Source organism: Acidovorax sp. SUPP3434 (genome assembly GCF_030159015.1).
Taxonomy (GTDB): Bacteria; Pseudomonadota; Gammaproteobacteria; order Burkholderiales; family Burkholderiaceae_C; genus Paracidovorax.
Genome location: NZ_BQXL01000027.1, coordinates 1 through 19,710, shown reverse-complemented (window position 1 = coordinate 19,710; position 19,710 = coordinate 1). Strand labels below are relative to the sequence as shown.

Genomic DNA, 19,710 nt, shown 5'->3' with positions numbered 1-19,710 from the left:
CATGCAAAACATTCGCAATCACTTGAGGACCATCTTTTGGCTGCTGATTTTCACAGGGCTGGCAGCGGGGATCTGGCAGGGTTCTCAACCGCATTTATTTCACACGTCCATCAGTCCCCGCAAGGTGTACCGCATCGAGTACTACGAAGCGTCATACCTGCAAAGCCTCGTTCACCACGAATTCAAGATGCCTGGTTTTGCACGTCTTTATCGCATCCAGCCTGAAACGCTGTTGGGTGAAAGTAATGTGGCAGACCTCTGGATGAATGGCGAACTTTACTGGTGGCTGAATCCGCCCGTCAATGCGGTGCAGGTCGGGCGTGACATCGTCTTCGAAAACATCCCACCCGAATGCACCGATTGCCCTCGGTTGCCCGACTCCGCCGTCATGCCCTGACCTGCGGGGCCACCGCTGCCACCGCCCCCGCAGTCACCTACCCCTCACCCCAGCAGATCGTGCAGCGTCCTCGCCACCACCTTGGTCGCGCGCCGCAGGTCTTCCAGGTCCAGGCGTTCGTCGGCGCGCTTGGCGTGCGACTCCAGCACGGTGCGCGGGCCGGCGCCGTAGATCACGCCGGGAATGCCGGCCTCGCCGTACAGGCGCACGTCCGTGTACAGCGGCGTGCCCATGGCCGGGATCGGCTGGCCGAAGAGTGCCTCGCCGTGCTTTTGCAGCGCGGCCACCAGCGGGGCGTTGCCGGGCAGGGGCTGCATGGCATTGGCCAGCAGCAGGCGCTTGATATCCACGGTGATGCCGGCGCAGCCCGCGGCCGCCTCGGCGATCACCTGGCGGATGGCGGCCTCGACCTCGGCGGGGTTTTCCTCGGGGATCATGCGGCGGTCGAGCTTGAACACGACCTTGCCCGGGACCACGTTGGTGTTGGTGCCGCCTTCGATGCGGCCGACGTTCAGGTAGGGGTGCTCGATGCCATCCACCTTCGATGTGATCTGCTGGTAGCGGGCGTTCTGCGCATAGAGGGCGTTCAGGATCGCGACCGCGCCCTGCAGCGCGTCCACGCCAGTGTGGGGAATGGCGGCATGGGCCATCTTGCCGTGCACGGTCACCTCCATCTGCAGGCAGCCGTTGTGCGCCGTGACGACCTCGTAGCTGAAGCCGGCGGCCAGCAGCAGATCGGGCCGCGTCAGGCCCTGGCGCAGCAGCCAGCCCGGGCCCAGTTCGCCGCCGAACTCTTCGTCGTAGGTGAAGTGCAGTTCCACCGCGCCCTTGGTCGGTTTCGCCACGGCCTCCAGGGCGCGCAGGGCGAACGTGAAGCTGGCGAAATCGCTCTTGCTCACCGCGGTGGCGCGGCCGTAGATCTTGCCGTCCACGATCTCGCCGCCGTAGGGGTCGTGCGTCCAGCCTTCGCCGGGCGGCACCACGTCGCCGTGGGCATTGAGCGCCACGGTGCGGCCGCCCGCGGCGGTGGCGCCCTCGCCATACGGCCGGCGCACGATGAGGTTGATGATGGATTCCATGCCGTAGGCCTTGACCTCGGACTCGGGCACGGGGTGGCGCTCGGCCTCGTAGCCGAAAGCCTGCAGCAGCTCGGCCGTGCGCTCGGCGTGCGGGGCGTTGTTGCCGGGCGGCGTGTCGGTGGGCACGCGCACCAGCGCCTGCAGAAAGCGCACTTCTTCGTCGAAATGTTGGTCGATCCAGGCGTCCAGTGATTGGTAGGTGCTGCTCATGGGGTTTCGGTGGCCAGTTGGTTCAGAAGGTGGGAGAAGGCGTCGACGGCGAGCTGCATGTCGTCGCTGGTCGTGCTTTCCAGGGGGTTGTGGCTGATGCCGCTGTTCAGGCCGCGCACGAACAGCATGGCCTGCGGCATGATTTCGTGCAGCTTCATGGCGTCGTGCCCGGCGCCGCTGGGCATGCGGTGCACCGGCACGCCCAGCGCGTCCACGGCGCGTTCCCAGCGCTGCTGCCACGCGGGTGCGCTGGGCGCGGCGGCGGCGCGCATGGTCTCCTCCAGCGTGTAGTGCAGGCCGCGCCGCGCGGCGATGGACTGCAGCGCGGCCAGCACGTCGGCCACCAGCGCATCGCGCTGGGGATCGGTGGGGGCGCGCAGGTCCAGGCTGAACTGGCAGCGGCCCGGCACCACGTTGATGGAGCCGCCGGGCACGTTCAGCAGGCCCACGGTGCCCACCGAGTCGCCGTCGCGCGCGGCACGCGCCTCCACCGCGAGGATGAGTTCGGCCACGGCCGCGGCCGCATCGCGGCGGCGGTCCATGGGCGTGGTGCCGGCGTGGCTCGCCATGCCGTGCATCTCGCCCACGAAGCGCACGCTGCCGTTGATGGAGGTGACCACGCCCAGGGGCAGGTCCAGTTCGTTGAGCACCGGGCCCTGCTCGATGTGCACCTCGACGAAGCCGAGGTAGTGGCCCGGGTCGCGCTGCAGCTTCGGAATGTCGTCGATGCACAGGCCGGCATGCTGCATGGCCTCGCGCAGGGTCACGCCGTCGGCGTCCTTCTGGTCGAGCCACGCCGGGTCGAAGTCGCCGATGAGCGCGCCCGAGCCGAGGAACGTTGCCTTGTAGCGCTGGCCTTCCTCCTCCGAAAAGCCCACCACCTCGATGCCGAAGGGCAGGCGCCGGCCCTGGCGGTGCAGCTCGCGCACGCAGGCCATGGGCACGAAGATGCCCAGCCGGCCGTCGTACTTGCCGCCGTTGCGCACGGTGTCGTAGTGGCTGCCGGTCATGAGCAGCGGCGCATCGGGCGTGGCGCCGTGGTAGCGGCCCACCACGTTGCCCACCGCGTCCACGGCCACTTCGTCGAAGCCGCAGTCGCGCATCCAGTGGCTGATGCGCTGCGCGCAGGCGCGGTGCGCATCGGTCAGGTAGGTGACGGTGAGCTGGCCTTTTTCGGCGAAGCCCGGGTCGCTGTGCTGGGCCAGGGTTTCCTGCCAGTCCCATACGCCGTTGCCCAGCGTGGGCGCCACGCCGAACAGGTCGTTCAGGCGGATCTCGGCGATGCGGTGGATGTTGCGCAGCGCCTCGGCCAATTCGAAGTCCGGCGGGTTGGTGAACCGGCGAGCGAAGGTGTCGATGATGTCCTGCCGGGGCAGCCCCGTGCCGCGCGGGCCGCGCACCGCGAGGATGAACGGGAAGCCGAAGCGCGCGTTGTACTCGGCGTTGAGCTGCTGGATGCGCGCGAACTCTTCGGGTGTGCACTGCGTGAGGCCGGCCGTGCCCTGCTCGCGGGCCGACTCGGCGGTGAGCGCGTTCGCCACCATGGCCTTGCCCGCCAGTTCCGGATGGGCGCGCACCAGGGCCAGCTGCGCCTCGCGCGGCGCCTGCGCCAGCACGCGCACCATCGCGTGCTTGAACTGCGCGAGCGAGCGGAAGGGCCGCGCGGCGAGCGCCTGCGCGGCGATCCACGGCGAATGCTCGTACAGGCCGTCCAGCAGGCGCGCGGCTTCTTCGGGGGCGGCGGCATTCAGTTGTTCGAGGGTGAGGGGCATGGCGTTCACTCCGGGCAGGGATGGGTCTCAGCCCAGTGGCGTGCGATGTCGATGCGGCGGCACACCCACACGTGGTCGTGCCGCTGTACGTGGTCCAGGAAGCGCTGCAGCGCGGTGATGCGGCCCGGGCGCCCGAGCAGCCGGCAGTGCATGCCGATGCTCATCATCTTGGGGCGGTCGTCGCCGGCGGGGTCGCCCTCGGCGTACAGCGCATCGAACGTGTCCTTCATGTACTGGAAGAACGGGTCGGCGTGCGAGTAGCCCTGGGGCAGCGCGAAGCGCATGTCGTTGCAGTCGAGCGTGTAGGGCACGATGAGCTGCCGGGCCGTGCTGCCGTCGGTCCGGCCGACCTTCATCCAGAAGGGCAGGTCGTCGCCGTAGTAGTCGCTGTCGTAGGCGAAGCCGCCGTGGTCGGCCACCAGGCGGCGGGTGTTGGGGCTGTCGCGGCCGGTGTACCAGCCCGCGCCGTGCACCGTGCCGGGCGCGCCGTGCCGCTGGCCCGTGAGCGCCTCGAAGATGGCCAGGGCCTCGGCCATGTGGGCGCGCTCCACGGCCTCGGGCACGTTCTGGTAGTGGATCCACTTGAGACCGTGGCAGGCGATCTCGTGGCCCAGTTCCATGAAGGCGGCGGTGACGTCGGGGTGGCGCTGCAAGGCCGTCGCCACGCCGAACACGGTGAGCGGCAGGCCGCGCTTTTCGAACTCGCGCAGCAGGCGCCACACGCCGGCGCGCGAGCCGTATTCGTAGATCCCCTCCATGCTGATGTGCCGGTCGGGGTAGCTGGCCGGGTTGAACATTTCCGACAGGAACTGCTCGCTGCCGGCATCGCCGTGCAGCACGGCGTTCTCGCCGCCTTCCTCGTAGTTCAGCACGAACTGCACGGCGATGCGGGCGTTGTCCGGCCAGCGCGCGTGCGGCGGATTGCGCCCGTAGCCCACGAGGTCGCGGGGGTAGGGCAGGGTGGCGTCGTAGATCGGGGCGGCGGTCATCGGGTCCTCACGAAAGAGCCATGGAGATGTCGTTTGGGGGCAGCTTGCGGTCGAACATCAGGCTGTCCTGCACATGCAGCAGATGCGCGTCCATCAGGCGCACGGCGCGCTCCTCGTCGCGCGCGGCCAGGGCCTTCACGATCTCGGCATGCTCGTCGTGCGAGTGCGCGGCCTCGTCGGCGCTCTGGTACATGAGCGTGATGAGCGCGCAGCGCGAGATCAGCTCCTGCAGCATCTGTGCCAGCACCTGGTTGCCCATCAGCTCGGCCATGCGCACGTGGAAGTCGCCCAGCAGTTCGGTGCGGTCCTGCACGTCGGCGCCGTCCACGGCCGCCTTCTCGCGGGCCACGTGCTCGCGCAGGGCGCGGATGCGGGCGGGGGTGACCTCGCGCACGAAGGCGCGGGTCATCTCGGCCTCCAGCATGCGGCGCACGGCGAACACCTGCCGCGCCTCGTCGGCGGAGGGCGCGGCCACGAAGGCGCCGCGCGCGGGCGCCAGGTGCACCAGCCGCTTTTGCGACAGCTGGAACAGCGCCTGCCGCACCAGCGTGCGTGAGACGCCGAAATGGTCGGCCAGTTTCTGCTCCGCCAGCTTGGCGCCCGGCAGCAGCCGGTGCTCGACGATGGCCCGCGTCAGGTCGCCGACGATGGCACTGGTGGTGGAGGTTTCCATCGGCGCATGATAGCCGTGGCCCGGCAATGTGTATACAGTTTCGGTAGACGATGTGGCGCCGACCCGTTCGGCCAGAATCCGGGGATGACCACCCCCAAGACCCCTGCCGCCGCCGGCCTGCCGGCCTTGCCCGTGTCGCCGCCGGCCAGCCAGCCGGCCGCGTTCCTTCGCCATCTGTACGACGTGGCCGTGCACGCCGCGTTGCCGGCCCATGGCCTGGCCGCGCACCTGCCCCCGCCGCCGCCGCGCGGGCGCACGCTGGTGCTCGGGGCGGGCAAGGCGGGCGGCTCGATGGTGCACGCGCTGGAGGCGCTGTGGCCGGCCGATGCGCCGCTGTCGGGCCTGGTCGTGACCCGCTACGGCCATGTGCCCGAGCGGCCGCCCGGGCTGCTGCAGCGCGTGGAGATCGTGGAAGCCGCACACCCCGTGCCCGATGCGGCGGGCCTGGCGGCGGCCGAGCGCATGCTGGCGCTCACGCAGGGGCTCACGGCCGATGACCTGGTGCTGTGCCTGATCTCGGGCGGCGGCTCCGCGCTGCTCACCCTGCCGGCCGAGGGCCTGACGCTGGCGGAAAAGCAGCGCATCCACCGCGCGCTGCTGGAGAGCGGCGCCGGCATCGCCGAGATGAACTGCGTGCGCAAGCACCTGTCGCGCATCAAGGGTGGCCGGCTGGCGGCCGTGTGCGCGCCGGCCCGCGTGGTCACCCTGGCCATCAGCGACGTGCCGGGCGACGACCCCGCCGTGATCGCCAGCGGCCCCACGGTGCCCGACGGCACGACCTGCGCCGAGGCGCTGGACATCCTGGCGCGCTACCGCATCGACCTGCCCGCGCCGGTGCATGCGGCGCTGCAGGCCGGCGCGCTGGAGACCCCCAAGCCCGGCGCCGTGGCCTTCGCCGGCCACGCGGTCCACCTGATCGCCGCGCCGCGGCAGTCGCTGGAGGCCGCCGCGGCGGCGGCGCGCGCGGCCGGCGTGGCGGCGTACATCCTGTCCGACGAGATGGAAGGCGAGTCGCGCGAGGTGGGCCGCGTGCACGCGGCGCTGGCGCGCTCGGTGGCGCAGCGCGGCCAGCCGTTCGCGCGCCCCTGCGTCATCCTGTCGGGCGGCGAGACCACGGTGACCGTGCGCCCGCGCGCTGAGGGCGTGCCCCGGGGCCGGGGCGGCCGGGCGGGGGAGTTCTGCCTGGGCCTGGCGCAGGCGCTGCAGGGGCAGCCGGGCGTGTGGGCGCTGGCGGCCGACACCGACGGCATCGACGGCGTGGAGGACAACGCCGGCGCCCTCGTCACGCCCGACACCCTGGCACGGGCGCGGGCGGCCGACCTGGCCGTGGCCCGCCACCTGGACCGCAACGACGCCTACGGGTTTTTCTCGGCGCTGGGCGACCTGGTGGTCACCGGGCCCACGCACACCAATGTGAACGATTTCAGGGTGCTATTGATTCAATAGCGGAATGCCCTAGTGGAATCTGCGCTGCAGGCCTTTTTGGCTTGAATCTTCCCGCCGACGCGGTTTCCCATGAAAAAAGGCCGCGCCCCTCGCGGAGCGCGGCCTGGCAGGGCGGGGAACGCCGCGGGCCGGCAGCCCAGCATCAGTAGCCCAGCGTCTCGCCGTCGGGGTTGCGCGGGTCGGAGGCGCCGTACAGCAGGCCGTCGTGGAACTGGATGGTCTGCGTGCGGCCCATCGAAGGCTTCACGGCGATATTGTGGCCGCGGGCCTGCAGTTGCGACAGGGTGTCGGTGCTCAGGCCCTTTTCCACGCGCAGCTCGTCGGGCGTCCACTGGTGGTGCACGCGCGGCACCGAGGCGGCCTCGGCCGGGTTCATGCCGAAGTCGATGGTGTTCACGATGGTCTGCAGCACCGTGGTGATGATGCGCGCGCCGCCGGGGCTGCCGGTCACGAGCATGGGCTTGCCGTCCTTGAGCACCAGGGTGGGCGTCATCGACGACAGCGGGCGCTTGTTGGGCGCCACCGCGTTGGCATCGCCGCCGACCAGGCCGTAGGTGTTGGCCACGCCGGGCTTGGCGGAGAAGTCGTCCATCTCGTTGTTCAGCAGGATGCCGGTGCCCTTGGCGACGATGCCGCTGCCGAAGTTGGTGTTGAGCGTGTAGGTCACCGCCACGGCGTTGCCCGCCTTGTCCACCACCGAGTAATGCGTGGTCTGGTCGCTCTCGTACGGCTGGGGCTGGCCGGGCTTGATGTCCTTGGCCTGGCGCGCCGTGGTGGGGCTGATGCCCTTGGCCAGCGACTGCGCGTAGGCCTTGGAGGTCAGGCCCTTGAGCGGGATCTTCACGAAGTCCGGATCGCCCAGGTACTCCGAGCGGTCGGCGTAGGCGAGCTTCATGCTCTCGGCCATGTAGTGGATCGTCTGCGCGCTGTTCTGCCCCCATTGCGACAGCGGCCACTGCTCCAGCATGTTCAGCATCTGCACCAGGTGCGCGCCGCCGGAGGACGGGGGCGGCATGGTCACGATCTGGTAGCCGCGGTAGGTGCCGCGCACCGGCTCGCGCTCGACCACCTTGTAGGCCGCCAGGTCCTGCAGCGTGAGGGCGCCGGGGTGGGGCGCCATCTCGGCGGCGATGCGGCGCGCGATGGGGCCCTGGTAGAACGCCTTGGCGCCCTGCTGGCTGATGAGCCGCAGCGACTGCGCCAGGTCCTTTTGCACCAGCCGGTCGCCCACCTTGAGCGGGCTGTCGCCGCGCCAGAAGATCTGGCGCGTCGCCGGCCACTTGCCCATGTTGGCCTTCTCCTGGTGCAGCGTCTTGGCCAGCGTGAGGCTGACGGGAAAGCCCTTGTCCGCCAGCGCGATGGCCGGGGCGATCACGCGCGACAGCGGCAGCGTGCCCCAGTTCTTGAGCGCATGCTCCATGCCCGCCACCGTGCCCGGCACGCCCACGGCGTAGGGCGTGTACAGCGACTTGCCGTCCACCACGTTGCCGCTGGCGTCGAGGTACATGTCGCGGGTGGCCTTTTGCGGCGCCACTTCGCGGAAGTCGAGCGCCACGTCCTTGCCGGTCTTGGCGTCGTGCACCATCATGAAACCGCCGCCACCCAGGTTGCCCGCATTGGGCAGCACCACGGCCAGCGCGAAACCGATGCCCACCGCGGCATCCACCGCATTGCCGCCGGCCTTGAGGATGTCCAGGCCCACGCGCGAGGCCAGTTCCTGTTCGGTGGAGACCATGCCGTTGCGCGCCACCACCGGGTGGAACACATCCATGTCGAAGTCGTAGGAGCTGCCGGCGGCGCGGGCCGCAGCCGTCTGCTGCACGGCCTGCGGCGGGGCGGGCGGTGCACCCTCGGCGCTCCCGGGGCCGGCCGTGGGCAGGTTGGTGCAGGCGGCCAGGCTGGCCAGGGCAAGGGCCAGGCTGCTGGCCAGCAGCGTGCGTTGGATGGGGTTCATGCTCTCTCCTCGTTATGAATCGGTGGACGCCCAGCGGCGGCGCCGTGGCGAGTGTAGAGAAGTTGCCTGCCGCTTCCCTGCGGCAGCGCCTGTCGGCGCACCTCCCATTTGCATTTGCGAACGTCTGCGTTGAAAAGTTGCACTTTGACAGGGAACTCTGGCCCTAGCATGTCAGCCGGTTTCCGCCAGGAAGAATGTTGGCCGTGGTCGCGGCCCTCCGGCGGGCCTTCCTTTCAACCACGGAGGTGCGACATGGCGATGAAATCCTTACTGAAGAAGCTCGTGCTGGGCGGCTGCCTGCTGGCGGCCAGCAGCCTGTCCTGGAGCTATGCGATCGATGCCGGCAAGGTGGTGGACGACAACGGCAATGCCGTGCAGCTGCGCGGCGTGAACTGGTTCGGCTTCGAGACCAACACCAACGTGGTCCACGGGCTGTGGGCGCGCAACTGGAAGGACATGATCACGCAGATGCAGGGCCAGGGCTTCAATGCCGTGCGCCTGCCGTTCTGCCCGCAGACGCTGCGCGGCACGCCGCCCAACAGCATCGACTACGGCCGCAACGCCGACCTGCAGGGCCTGAGCGCCCTGCAGGTGCTGGACAAGGTGGTGAACGAGCTGAGCAGCCGCGGCATGTACGTGCTGCTGGACCACCACACACCCGACTGCCAGAGCATTTCCGAGCTCTGGTACACCGGCTCGTACAGCGAGCAGCAGTGGATCACCGACCTGACCTTCGTCGCGCAGCGCTACGCCAGCGTGCCCGGCGTCATCGGCCTGGACATCAAGAACGAGCCGCACGGCGCCGCCACCTGGGGCACCGGCAACGCCGCCACCGACTGGAACCGCGCGGCCGAGCGCGCCTCGGCCGCCGTGCTGCAGGTGGCGCCCCGCTGGCTGATCGTGGTGGAAGGCGTGGCGGAGAACCCCAGCTGCTCCAGCAGCGGCGGCCACTGGTGGGGCGGCAGCCTGGAGCCGCTGGAGTGCACGCCGCTGAACATTCCGGCCGACCGCCTGCTGCTCGCGCCGCACGCCTACGGGCCGGACGTGTACGGCCAGCCGTATTTCGGTGCCTCCAATTTCCCCGACAACATGCCCGCCATCTGGGAGCAGCACTTCGGCCGCTTCGTGCAGGCCGGCCACGCCGTGCTGCTGGGCGAGTTCGGCGGCAAGTTCGGCCAGGGCGATGCCCGCGACGTGGCCTGGCAGAACAAGCTGGTGGACTACCTCATCGGCAAGGGCATCCGCAGCGGCTTCTACTGGTCGTGGAACCCCAACAGCGGCGACACGGGCGGCATCCTGAACGACGACTGGACGACGGTGCGCACCGACAAGGTCACGCTGCTCCAGCGCCTGTGGGGCGACGGCTCCAGCACCCCTCCCACGACGCCGCCGACCACACCGCCCACCACCCCTCCGACCACGCCCCCGACGACGCCGCCCACCACGCCGCCGACCACCCCTCCCACGGGCGGCGCCAGCTTCAGCACCCAGGTCATCGTGGACAGCGAATGGAACACCGGCTACTGCGAGCGCGTGCAGGTCACCAACACCGGCGGCGCGGCGGGCGACTGGGCCCTGAACCTGACCATCACCGGCACGGTCAACAACCTCTGGAACGCCGTGTGGTCGCAATCGGGCAGCACGCTCCACGCTTCGGGCGTGGATTGGAACAAGACGCTGGCCCCCGGCGCGAAGGCGGAATTCGGTTTCTGCGCGGCGCGCTGACGCGGCGGGCCTTCAACGGCTGCGATAATCCGCAAAAATGCCGCCCTGAATATGGGGTGGCCGCGGTTTGAAAATCACCCTGCACCGCCCCGCCGATCGTTGGGATCGGCGGGGCGGTGTGCTTTGTCAATCCTTGGTGGGATTAATCGGCGTGAAAGCGCAGGCCCTGGTTGATCGCGCAGCGGTAGGCCAGCGGTTCGGCGCGCTGCTGGTAGCCGGGCAGGTCGAAGACGAACATGGTGAAGTCGATGGTGCCGTCCGGGCGCACCTGGTAGCGCAGCAGCTGCTGGATCGGCAGGCCGTCGCGGGCAACGGTGAAATGGGCGTCGCTGAAGGACAGCGTGCCGTCTTCGACGATGCGGTAGGCCTCGATGCGCAGGCCGCCGCGCGTGCGGCTGGGGGTGGCGTTGGCGGAGTTGGGGGTGCACAGCGAGAGGTCGATGGTGACCGATACCGCGTCCCCGGCGGCCAGAGCCTGCTGGATGTCGGCCGGATTATCGAGCCGGCTTTTGGCGCTGGCCGGAAGGGCCATCAGGGAAAACGAAGAAGCCAGCAAAACGGCAGCAAGACGTTGCATTGGAAAAACCTCCATTCATGGTTTTGAATATCGCGGCTTGAAAATTCAAGCGTGGCGATGATATCCAGGCCATGGCAGGAAAATCGCCCGGATTTGTATGCCGAAAAGCATTTTTGTAAATGTCCGAAAGATATTCGGACAAACCGCCTGGGGTATGAGGCAGGCGCGCCGTGCGGGCCATGGCGGCCATGCATACTCGGCGGGTCGTCCGCTCGCCGCGCTGCCGGCGGGGGCGGTTTCCGATCCCTTCAATCCACCCCAAGGAGATGGCCCATGGGCCTCAGCACCCACGTTCTCGACACCATGCACGGATGCCCCGCGGCGGGCATGGCCGTGGCCCTGTATGCCACCCATGGCGAGGCCGCCACGCTGCTGCAGCGGCTGGTGCTCAACGCCGATGGCCGCACCGATGCGCCGCTGTTCGACAACGCCAGCCTGCGCGCGGGCACCTACCGCCTCACGTTCGACGTGGCGGGCTATTTCCGCAGCCGGGGGGTGCAACTGCCCGAGCCGAACTTCCTGAACCAGGTGAGCCTCGATTTCGGCGTGGCCCACGCGGACCAGCACTACCACGTGCCGCTGCTGGTCAGCCCATGGAGCTACTCCACCTACCGCGGCTCCTGAGCGCGGGCCGCCGGGCGGGCCGGGGCGCAGGCCCCGCTCAGAGCTGGCCCTCGGTCAGCGTGTCGAGCTGGAAGCGCCCGGATTTGTGCCACAGCCAGGTGTCGGTGTAGGTGACCTTGCCCATCCGCGAGGGCACGGGGTAGGGCGCGGCGGCGCGCACGGTGCGCTCGATCTCGGCGATGACCTCGGGCGCATGGCGCGGCGCGCGCATCCAGTTCAGCCGGGTCACGCGGCCGGCGCGGTCGATGTCCACCTGCAGCGTGCCGATGGCGTACAGCAAGGGCGGCAGCTTGCCCTTGTAGATGCGGTGGGCGTTCAGGCCGTACAGGTGGGTGGCGGCGTCCTGCCGGTAGGCGCGGGGCGTTTCAGCGGCCGAGGGGCGCGCGGAGCCTTGCTCGGCGGGCACCGGGCCCACCACCTCCTTCTCCAGCGGGCTGCTGGTGTCCGACGCGGCCTTGGCGGGCGGGGGCGTCGGTTCCGGTCCCCATGACCGACAGGCCGCGATGAGGGATGCCAGGGCGGCCATGACGCTGGCCGCCAGCCACCGGCCGCGCGGCCGGCGGTGGGGCCGTTCAGGAGAAGGGGTGGGCATGGGCAGGTCTCGCTGTGGCTATGCTGTGCGGTGCCCGTGCTGCCGTTGCGCGGGGCGTACCGGAGGACTCGGATGGTGATGGCGGCGTTGCATCGTTTGCTGGAGGGCTTGGCGCACGGCCCGGCCTGCATGGTGGAGGTGGAGTCTACCCAAGGCTCGGTGCCGCGCGAAAGCGGTGCGTGGATGGCCGTGCTGGCCGATGGCCTGGCCGGCACCATCGGCGGCGGGCGGCTGGAGTTCGATGCCATCGCCCAGGCGCGCCGCCGGCTGGCGGGCGAGGGGGGCCCCGCCGTGCTGCGGTTCGCGCTCGGACCCAGCCTGGGCCAGTGCTGCGGCGGTGTGGTGTTCTTGCGGTTCACCGTGGTGGGGCCGGGCGAGCGTGCCGCGCTGGCGCAGCGGCTGGCGCCCCGGCGCACGCACGTGGCGCTGTTCGGCGCGGGCCATGTGGGGCATGCGCTGGTTCGCGTGCTCTCGGCCCTGCCGTTCGCCCTGACCTGGATCGACAGCCGCGACAGCGTGTTCCCTGCATTCCCCGTGGCCCCGGCCGAGGCGCCGCCAGGCGTGGCGTGCGAGCACTCCGATCCGGTGCACGCCGCCGTGCCGTCGCTCGCGCCGGGCTCGCGCGTGCTCATCATGAGCTTCAGCCACGCCGAGGACCTGGACGTGGTGGCCGCCTGCCTGCTGCGCCAGCGCGAACGGGGCGACCTGCCCTTCATCGGGCTCATCGGCAGCCGCACGAAGTGGGCGACGTTCTCGCACCGGCTGGCCGCGCGCGGCTTCGCGCCCGAAGAGCTGGCGTGGGTCACCTGCCCCATCGGGCTGCCCGGCATCGCGGGCAAGGAGCCGGAGGTGATCGCCGTGTCGGTGGCGGCGCAACTGCTGGCCCTGCCGGTGCCGCCGGACCCCGCGCAGCCCGGGTAAATCCGCACGCCGCCGTGCCGCGCCGGGCGTTCGGCAGGAACGATTCCTGCATACACTCGCGGCACAGGTCGCAGCGGTGCCGGGAGCCGATGCGTGTCGTCAGCCCCCAGGTGCGCGGCCTTTTCTTCTGCTCAGAGCGCCCGCAGTGGTGAGCAGGTTGACCGGGTGGTGCGCCGCGCGCCGCCCCCATGGCGCCTTCGTGCGCCGCCGAGGCTGAGACACATGGAAAGCTATCTCCTCGACTGGGCCAACCTGCTGCTGCGCTGGGTCCACGTCATCACCGCGATCGCCTGGGTGGGCTCGTCGTTCTACTTCGTCTTCCTGGACAGCAGCCTCACGCCGCCGGTCGACGACGACCTGAAAAAGCAGGGCGTGAGCGGCGAGCTCTGGGCCGTGCACGGCGGCGGCTTCTACCACCCGGTGAAGTTCGCCGTCTCGCCGCCGAAACTGCCCGCGCACCTGCACTGGTTCTACTGGGAAAGCTACAGCACCTGGCTGAGCGGCTTCGCGCTGTTCACCGTGTCGTACCTGTGGAGCGCGGGCACCTACCTCATCGACAAATCGCGCATGGACTGGGCGCCGCCCGCTGCCATCGGCGCGGCGCTGGGCTTTCTGGTCGTCTTCTGGCTGCTGTACGACGCCGTGTGCCGCCTGTTCGGGCGGCGCAGGAACGGCGACGCCATCGTCGGCGCGCTCGTGTTCGGGCTGGTGTGCGTGGCCTCCTGGCTGGCCTGCCACTGGTTCGCCGGCCGGGCGGCCTTCCTGCTGGTGGGCGCGATGATCGCCACGGCCATGAGCGCCAACGTGTTCTTCTGGATCATTCCGGGGCAGAAAAAGATGGTGGCCGCCATCCAGGCCGGCCAGCCCGTGGACCCGGTCCACGGCCAGCGCGGCAAGCAGCGCAGCGTGCACAACACGTACTTCACGCTGCCGGTGCTGTTCGCCATGCTGTCCAACCACTACAGCTTCACCTGGAGCCACCCGCAGAACTGGCTGGTGCTGATCGTGATGATGTTCGCCGGCGCGGCCATCCGGCAGTTCTTCGTCATGCGCCACGGCCACAAGCTCGGACGCAACGGCAACCCGCTGCCCTACGCGCTGGTGGGCGTGGCGGCCATCGTCGGCGCCATCGTGTGGATGCGGCCCGTGCCACCGGCCGCCACCCCGGTGGCTGCAGGAAATGCTACTGATTTGATAGCTAAGGGGGCAAGCAATCCGCCGGCATCGGGCACGATCGGCTACGAAAAGCTGCAGCCCGTTCTGGCGCAGCGCTGTTTCCTGTGCCACGGCGAGCAGGTGCAGATGAAGAACCTGCGGCTCGATTCGGCCCCGTCGGTCAAACAGCACGCCCAGGCCATCTACCAGCAGGCCGTGGTGCAAAAGCTCATGCCGATGAACAACGCCACCGGCATGACGGACGAGGAGCGCGACGTGGTGCGGCGCTGGTTCGAAGGCGGCGCACCGGTGCCCTGACGCGGCCCGGGGGCGCTCAGTCCGTCGCGACGCGGGCGGCGGCTTTGCGTGCGCCGAGCGGGGCGCCCTGCCGGGGGGCGATGGCGCGGTCCGCGCCCATCCCGCCGATGCGGGCGGGGCCGCGATCGTGGCCGTCCGCCTCCGAGTCGTCCGCCGCGTCGCGCCAGGCCAAGCCGCTCGCGGCCAGCTTGGCATCGTGCTTGGCCAGGGCCGCAAGGTTGGCCACTTCTTCCGCATGCGCGATGGTGCCGGGCGTGATGCGCACCGCGCCGATCGACAGCGTGGTGCAGGTGAAAAAGCGCTTCACGCCGTGCCGGTCCTCGGCCCAGATGCCGCCGGCCTTGCGCGAGGCGTCGTCGAACAGGGCCAGGGCCTCCTGCGCGAACTCGTCCACGATCCGCTGGCAGCGGTGCAGCCAGTCCGTGCTCTGGAACAGCAGCATGAAGTCGTCGCCGCCCACATGCCCCACGAAGTCGCGTTGCGCATCGCAGTGGGCCACGGCCAGGCGCGCCACCAGGCGGATCATCTGGTCGCCGCGCCAGTAGCCGTAGTAGTCGTTGAACGGCTTGAAGTGGTTCAGGTCGGCGTAGCAGGCGACGAACTCGGTGCCGCTGTCCAGCAGCCGCTGCATGTGCAGGCTGATGGGGATGTTGCCCGGCAGGAAGGTGAGCGGATTGGCGTGGCGCGCCGCCTCGATGCGCGCCTCGGTCACGCTGCGCACCAGCTGGTCGCCCGTGCCCAGCCCCACGTAGCGGCCGTTGTCGGTGACGATGAAGCCGTCGTTCAGGTAGCGCTGGTCCTGCGAGGTAAGGATGCCCACGAGCTGGTCCACGTCGCAGTCGAGCTCCACCACACGCGGTGCGTGGTTGGCGAACGCCATGCAGGGCTTGCGCCCGTGCACCTCGCGAAAGTACAGCGTGGCGTAGTGGTTCATGAACTGCTGGCGGTTGATGAGCGCCACGGGCCGCGTGCCGTCCACCACCGCCATGGCGTGCAGGTCGGCATGGGCCTTGAACAGCCCGGCCACCGTGTCGTTGCGGGTCTCCGGCGTGGCCGTGGGCGCCTGCACCACGAGCAGGTTGCGCAGGATGCCCGGCCGCACGTTCTGGCCCAGGTGCGGCAGCACGGCCACGCGGCGGTCGCGCAGCGCATCGAGTGCGGGCAGCAGGATGGTGTCGCGGGGCAGCGGGGCCGGGCGGCCCAGCAGGTAGCCCTGGCCGTAGGGGATGTCGAGGTCGCGCAGGGCGCGCAGGTCTTCCTGCGTCTCGATGCCCTCGGCGATGAGCGTGGTGCCGAACACGTCGGCGATGCCCTTGATGGCCTGCAGCATCTGCAGGTTCTCGGGGTGCGCGCCCAGGTCGCGCACGAAGTATTTGTCGATCTTGACGAAGTCGGGTTTGGCCTCGGACCACAGCCGCAGGCTGGAGCGGCCGTCGCCGAAGTCGTCCAGTGCCAGCCGGGCGCCGCTGGCGTGCACTTCCTTCAGCGCGTGGCGCAGCGGCTCCATGTCGGTCACGCGCTCGTGCTCGGTGATCTCCAGCACCACCATGCGGGCCGATACGCCCATCGCCTGCGCGGCCTCGGCCAGCGAGGCGCCACCGCACAGCGCCACGCCGCGCACCAGCGCATCGGCGCTGATGTTCACGAACAGGCGGCCGGCCGCGCCCAGCACGCCCCACTGCTGCAGCGCGATGAACACGCACAGCAGCTCGAAGTCCTGCAGCAGGCCTTCTTCGCCCGCGCAGCGCAGCAGCGCATCGGGCGTGTGCAGGGGCGTGCCCTCCGGGCCGCGGATCAGCGCCTCGTGCGCGTAGATGCCGCCCTCGCGCAGATCGGCCAGGGGCTGGAAGACACAGTGCAGGCCGTCGCCGCGCATGAGCTGCGCCAGCGGCCCATGGCCGTTGCGCACCCCGGGCGACAACGCCGCCAGCAAGGCATCGCGCCGGCCCCGGGGAGATGCATCGATCATGGTTACAACCTTACACAATTTCACCGCGGACCATAGCTGTGCGCCGTGACAGCGAAATGACAGGTGCCATGCCGCCAGGGATCGCCCACGCCGCTCACGGGTCGCTGCGCAGGTCGGCGTAGTCCACCGCGTATTTGACGAGCGCCGCCTGGCCCTCGATGCGCAGCTTGCGGCGCAGGTGCAGGCGGTGGGTCTCGACCGTGCGCACCGAGGTGCCCATGCGCTGGGCGATGTCCTTGTTGGATCGGCCCTCGGCCAGCAGCTCCAGCACGGCGGCCTCGCGCGGGGTGAGCGCGCGGCCCGACGGCGCTGGAACGGGCGGCGCCTCGTACAGCAGGGCCTGCACGCCTTCGCTGAAGTAGCGCCCGCCGGCGTGCACCGCCTTGATCGCCTCCACCAGCTGGCGCGCCGGCGCGTCCTTGAGCACGTAGCCCCGCACGCCCAGCGCGGCCGCACGGCGCACGTATTCGCCATCGTGGTGCATGGACAGCACCAGCACGCGCACCTGCGGAAAGCGGTCGCGGAACACCGTGGCCAGGTGGATGCCGCTCGCATCCGGCATGCGGATGTCGGTCACCACGATGTCGGGCAGCAGGGCGGCGGCCAGGTCCACGGCCTCCTGCCCGCCGCCCGCCTCGCCCGCGACGCGGATGTGGCCCGTGGCCTCCAGCCGCATGCGCACGCCGTCGCGCACCAGCGGGTGGTCGTCCACCAGCAGCACGCGGATGGGGCGCCGCCACTCATGCGGGCACCTGCGACGGTTCGAACCCGGGGTAGGGCGAGTCGTTGTCGCCCTGCAGCGGCAGCACGGCCAGCACGCGCGTGCCGCCGAGATCCCTCGTGCAACTGGCTGCACTTGTTCCGGCGGCGCAGGTGTAGCTCAGGTCCATCGTTCCGCGCTTGCGGTCGTGGCGTGGCTTCCCACAGTGTCGCTCGCTTCTGAGGTCTTTATAGTTACGCTGCGTAACTATAAAGACGATGAACCCTGGGTTTTGCGCCACCTTTCTTCCTAGAATCCGCAGTTCCAAAAACAAGCGATGCCGGGAAAAGGGAGGGTGCATGAAAGAGGTGGTCAAGGTGGACCAGGAGCAGTTGCGCGCGCAACTGCAGAAAAAGTTGCCGCCCAAAGTGCGGCTGTTTCAGCTCGACGATATTCCCGGCGTGATGCGCTCGCGCATGGGGTGGCCGGTGGCGGCGGCGCTGATGGAGCGGTGGTTTCGCGGGGCGGCTTTCGAAATGCCCGATGCGATGAAGTTGGGCGATGCGCCCCATCAAACCTTCACATTGAATTCCGTACAACTGGATGACAGCACCGTTTCCATGGCCTGGGCGATGGGTTTCGCGCGGGTGCGTACGGCCATGGCGAAATTGCAGGCGCAGTGGGCCAGTGCTGCGGGTTTGTCACAACTGAGGAAACAGGTGGAAAAGCAGGGCAGGGGGCGCCCTCAATCGTCTTGGCGGTTCGGCTCCCTGGGCCAACCTGCCAAGGCGGTGGATGCAAGTTACCAGGTGAATATCTTGAAGGTGGGGCGTTTGAGCGATCCGCTGGACGACTTCTACGGCGCGATGGGGGAGGCGACACTCAAAGTGGCGGTGTCCGGCGTCGTCACTTCCAAAGGCGCTGGAAAGACGGCCATCCTGATCGATGAACTGGGCTTTTACTTGCGAGACTCCTACGATTTCAACGATGGCGACCATCCCTTCCTCTCGCAGCCCTTGGGCTTCTGGGGGTATGGGGGCGTCAGCCGCATCGACCTGGGGGGACGCGTGTCGATTTCTGAACAGTGGGCGAATGAGGAAGAGGCCCAAGCACGGGGCCATGCCTACTGGGTTCAGAATCAGGACTTTCGCCGATGGCGCGGCATGTACGGACGGGGCGGGGACTTCATCATTCTGTCCGACGTGCATCGGGTTCGCCTGCCTTTTCCTATCCCACTGGAGTGGTCATGAAGTTCCCCGATTTCAAGAAGGTGCCGTGCATTGCGTGGTGCCTGGCACTGGACCTGTTGCTTCTGGCAGGCTGGTATCTGTCCGACCCCACTTTCCGCTACAGCTACAACAGCCCCCGCATGGCGTACCGCCTGGAGATCTATGACCCGTCCATCCTGCAGCGCATCGTTCATTACGATTTCAGGCTGCCTAAATTTGCACGTCTGTACCAGGTGGAGCCCCGGGCCTTGCTGGGCGAAAGCGAGGTGGTCGATATGAGCGACGGCAATGGCCAGATCATGTGGTTCGTGGACCCCCCCAAGGACCTGCAAATAGTGAGCGTGGGCATGAATGTGGAGTTCAAGAACGTTCCGCTGGAATGCGCCGAGCAGGATTTGCATCTGCCCGAGTGCCAGAAGAATTTCGGCAAGTGATGAAGATGCTTTCCTTGTTGAAGAAAATCCCGTGCATCGCCTGGTGGCTGGCATTGCACGCCGCACTGTTCCTGGCGTGGTACGTTTCCACTCCAACGCTCTACAACCGCTACAACAGCCCCCGGTATGTGTACCGAGTGGACATCTACCACGCCTCCTGGTGGCAGCGGATCACACACCCCGAGATGAAAAAGCCGGCCGTGGTGCGCCTGCACCGATTCGAGTCCAGGGCGCTGCTCGGCGAGAGCCCCGTGGTCGATCTGTGGCACAACGACGCCATCGTCTGGGACGTGGACACGCCCGGCCCCGTGAACAGGGTGCACATGGGCCGCGATGTGGTTTTTGAAAAACTTCCATCGGAATGCACGCCGCCTTCGCCGCTGCTCAGTTGCGAGGGGCGCTCGTGAAGTGGCGGTCGAGGCAGCTTATGAAAACAGACAGCCCTCGGAGCGTCTATCTCCTTGAGCTTCACAAAGCATCCATCGTGCGGCGCATCATTCATCACGACTAGAAATGTCCTGATGCCGCCGCCTTCGTGGCGCGCATGCTGAGCGAATACCCGCAGGGCTTCGTGATCCGCAATGCCGACTTTCCCGTCATCGGCGCGCCGGCCAACCACTACGGCGTGCGCATCTCCACCCACCTGTGGCACGACGCGCGCGACATCGACCTGCTGGTCGATGCCATGTGGGACCTGTCGCGCAAGATCTGATCCGGCAGCGCGGCCGCATTGACCCGTCCTGGAATAGGTTGACACCTATGCGGGACTGAACCCTAGCCGTAATTGGCTTGCAAGAGACGCCCGGTGCACCGCATCGCGCGTTTTGTATTCTAGGGACAGGTGGGGCCGCTGCTCGTTGTACAGGCGCACTGACTCGCTCACCATGGTCCTTGCCTGCTGGATGTTTGCGGGGCGGTGCAGCAGGAATTCCATCTTCAGGATGCC

Annotated in this window: 20 protein-coding genes and 1 pseudogene; 10 read left to right on the top strand and 11 right to left on the bottom strand. The window is 68.7% G+C overall.

Features of this window, described 5'->3' with window-relative positions:
• Position 1 precedes the first annotated feature (1 nt).
• Entirely contained in the window at positions 2 to 397 is a 396-nt protein-coding gene (locus AVKW3434_RS23490) for a hypothetical protein (protein ID WP_284407749.1), read from the top strand.
• 44 nt (positions 398 to 441) lie between these two features.
• On the opposite strand, the gene AVKW3434_RS23485 is transcribed toward AVKW3434_RS23490, so the two are convergent.
• The 4 genes from AVKW3434_RS23485 to AVKW3434_RS23470 are packed head-to-tail and all read right to left on the bottom strand — an operon-like array spanning position 442 to position 5,120.
• Positions 442 to 1,686: a M20 family metallopeptidase gene (locus AVKW3434_RS23485; protein ID WP_284407748.1), complete on the bottom strand. Its 1,245-nt coding sequence runs from the start codon at positions 1,684 to 1,686 to the stop codon at positions 442 to 444.
• On the bottom strand, positions 1,683 to 3,458 hold the full coding sequence (uraD, locus tag AVKW3434_RS23480; RefSeq protein ID WP_284407747.1) for a 2-oxo-4-hydroxy-4-carboxy-5-ureidoimidazoline decarboxylase: 1,776 nt from the start codon (positions 3,456 to 3,458) through the stop codon (positions 1,683 to 1,685). The genes AVKW3434_RS23485 and uraD overlap by 4 nt, the downstream gene beginning before the upstream one ends.
• A 5-nt stretch (positions 3,459 to 3,463) precedes the next feature.
• The gene (gene puuE / locus AVKW3434_RS23475) at positions 3,464 to 4,447 is read right to left on the bottom strand and encodes an allantoinase PuuE (protein WP_284407746.1); all 984 of its coding nucleotides are present in this window, start codon (positions 4,445 to 4,447) and stop codon (positions 3,464 to 3,466) included.
• Between the two features lie 7 nt (positions 4,448 to 4,454).
• Positions 4,455 to 5,120: a GntR family transcriptional regulator gene (locus AVKW3434_RS23470; RefSeq protein ID WP_272567766.1), complete on the bottom strand. Its 666-nt coding sequence runs from the start codon at positions 5,118 to 5,120 to the stop codon at positions 4,455 to 4,457.
• Positions 5,121 to 5,204: 84 nt separating this feature from the next.
• Here AVKW3434_RS23470 and AVKW3434_RS23465 point away from each other — a divergent pair, with 84 nt between their 5' ends.
• Positions 5,205 to 6,566 (top strand): glycerate kinase type-2 family protein, encoded by a 1,362-nt coding sequence (locus AVKW3434_RS23465; RefSeq protein ID WP_284407745.1) that lies wholly within the window; start codon positions 5,205 to 5,207, stop codon positions 6,564 to 6,566.
• Positions 6,567 to 6,708: 142 nt separating this feature from the next.
• Here the strand turns inward: AVKW3434_RS23465 and ggt are convergent, their stop codons facing one another.
• Positions 6,709 to 8,520 (bottom strand): gamma-glutamyltransferase, encoded by a 1,812-nt coding sequence (gene ggt, locus AVKW3434_RS23460; RefSeq protein WP_284407744.1) that lies wholly within the window; start codon positions 8,518 to 8,520, stop codon positions 6,709 to 6,711.
• Positions 8,521 to 8,772: 252 nt separating this feature from the next.
• Between ggt and AVKW3434_RS23455 the strand changes: the two genes are divergently transcribed.
• Positions 8,773 to 10,245 carry a cellulase family glycosylhydrolase gene (locus AVKW3434_RS23455; protein WP_284407743.1) on the top strand — a complete coding sequence of 491 codons (1,473 nt, stop codon included), beginning with the start codon at positions 8,773 to 8,775 and terminating at the stop codon, positions 10,243 to 10,245.
• A gap of 142 nt (positions 10,246 to 10,387) precedes the next feature.
• Here AVKW3434_RS23455 and AVKW3434_RS23450 read toward each other — a convergent pair whose 3' ends face one another.
• Positions 10,388 to 10,822 carry a VirK family protein gene (locus AVKW3434_RS23450; protein ID WP_284407742.1) on the bottom strand — a complete coding sequence of 145 codons (435 nt, stop codon included), beginning with the start codon at positions 10,820 to 10,822 and terminating at the stop codon, positions 10,388 to 10,390.
• A 273-nt stretch (positions 10,823 to 11,095) separates the two neighbouring features.
• Between AVKW3434_RS23450 and uraH the strand changes: the two genes are divergently transcribed.
• Entirely contained in the window at positions 11,096 to 11,446 is a 351-nt protein-coding gene (gene uraH, locus AVKW3434_RS23445) for a hydroxyisourate hydrolase (RefSeq protein ID WP_284396223.1), read from the top strand.
• A gap of 37 nt (positions 11,447 to 11,483) precedes the next feature.
• On the opposite strand, the gene AVKW3434_RS23440 is transcribed toward uraH, so the two are convergent.
• Positions 11,484 to 11,972: a hypothetical protein gene (locus AVKW3434_RS23440; protein WP_284407774.1), complete on the bottom strand. Its 489-nt coding sequence runs from the start codon at positions 11,970 to 11,972 to the stop codon at positions 11,484 to 11,486.
• Positions 11,973 to 12,116: 144 nt separating this feature from the next.
• On the opposite strand from AVKW3434_RS23440, the gene xdhC reads away from it, so the two are divergent.
• Positions 12,117 to 12,959 (top strand): xanthine dehydrogenase accessory protein XdhC, encoded by an 843-nt coding sequence (gene xdhC / locus AVKW3434_RS23435; protein ID WP_284407741.1) that lies wholly within the window; start codon positions 12,117 to 12,119, stop codon positions 12,957 to 12,959.
• Positions 12,960 to 13,181: 222 nt separating this feature from the next.
• The gene (locus AVKW3434_RS23430; protein ID WP_284407740.1) at positions 13,182 to 14,432 is read left to right on the top strand and encodes a urate hydroxylase PuuD; all 1,251 of its coding nucleotides are present in this window, start codon (positions 13,182 to 13,184) and stop codon (positions 14,430 to 14,432) included.
• A 16-nt stretch (positions 14,433 to 14,448) separates the two neighbouring features.
• Here AVKW3434_RS23430 and AVKW3434_RS23425 read toward each other — a convergent pair whose 3' ends face one another.
• From AVKW3434_RS23425 to AVKW3434_RS23415, 3 genes are all read right to left on the bottom strand, one after another.
• Positions 14,449 to 16,401: an EAL domain-containing protein gene (locus AVKW3434_RS23425; protein ID WP_284407739.1), complete on the bottom strand. Its 1,953-nt coding sequence runs from the start codon at positions 16,399 to 16,401 to the stop codon at positions 14,449 to 14,451.
• A gap of 94 nt (positions 16,402 to 16,495) precedes the next feature.
• On the bottom strand, positions 16,496 to 17,128 hold the full coding sequence (locus tag AVKW3434_RS23420) for a response regulator (RefSeq protein ID WP_284407773.1): 633 nt from the start codon (positions 17,126 to 17,128) through the stop codon (positions 16,496 to 16,498).
• Positions 17,129 to 17,141: 13 nt separating this feature from the next.
• Complete coding sequence (locus AVKW3434_RS23415) at positions 17,142 to 17,291, bottom strand: hypothetical protein (RefSeq protein WP_284407775.1); 150 nt, start codon at positions 17,289 to 17,291, stop codon at positions 17,142 to 17,144.
• Positions 17,292 to 17,460: 169 nt separating this feature from the next.
• On the opposite strand from AVKW3434_RS23415, the gene AVKW3434_RS23410 reads away from it, so the two are divergent.
• The 4 genes and pseudogenes from AVKW3434_RS23410 to AVKW3434_RS23395 form a co-directional block, all read left to right on the top strand.
• A complete protein-coding gene (locus AVKW3434_RS23410; RefSeq protein WP_284407738.1) occupies positions 17,461 to 18,351 on the top strand; it encodes a DUF6402 family protein in 891 nt (296 codons plus the stop codon).
• Positions 18,348 to 18,764 carry a hypothetical protein gene (locus tag AVKW3434_RS23405; RefSeq protein WP_284407737.1) on the top strand — a complete coding sequence of 139 codons (417 nt, stop codon included), beginning with the start codon at positions 18,348 to 18,350 and terminating at the stop codon, positions 18,762 to 18,764. The genes AVKW3434_RS23410 and AVKW3434_RS23405 overlap by 4 nt, the downstream gene beginning before the upstream one ends.
• Positions 18,764 to 19,171 carry a hypothetical protein gene (locus tag AVKW3434_RS23400; protein WP_284407736.1) on the top strand — a complete coding sequence of 136 codons (408 nt, stop codon included), beginning with the start codon at positions 18,764 to 18,766 and terminating at the stop codon, positions 19,169 to 19,171. The genes AVKW3434_RS23405 and AVKW3434_RS23400 overlap by 1 nt, the downstream gene beginning before the upstream one ends.
• Before the next feature lie 116 nt (positions 19,172 to 19,287).
• A pseudogene (locus AVKW3434_RS23395) lies at positions 19,288 to 19,476 on the top strand (aminotransferase class V-fold PLP-dependent enzyme); the annotation flags it as partial.
• Between the two features lie 45 nt (positions 19,477 to 19,521).
• Here the strand turns inward: AVKW3434_RS23395 and AVKW3434_RS23390 are convergent.
• A partial coding sequence (locus AVKW3434_RS23390; RefSeq protein WP_284407735.1) for an integrase core domain-containing protein occupies positions 19,522 to 19,710 on the bottom strand: 189 nt, incomplete at its 5' end.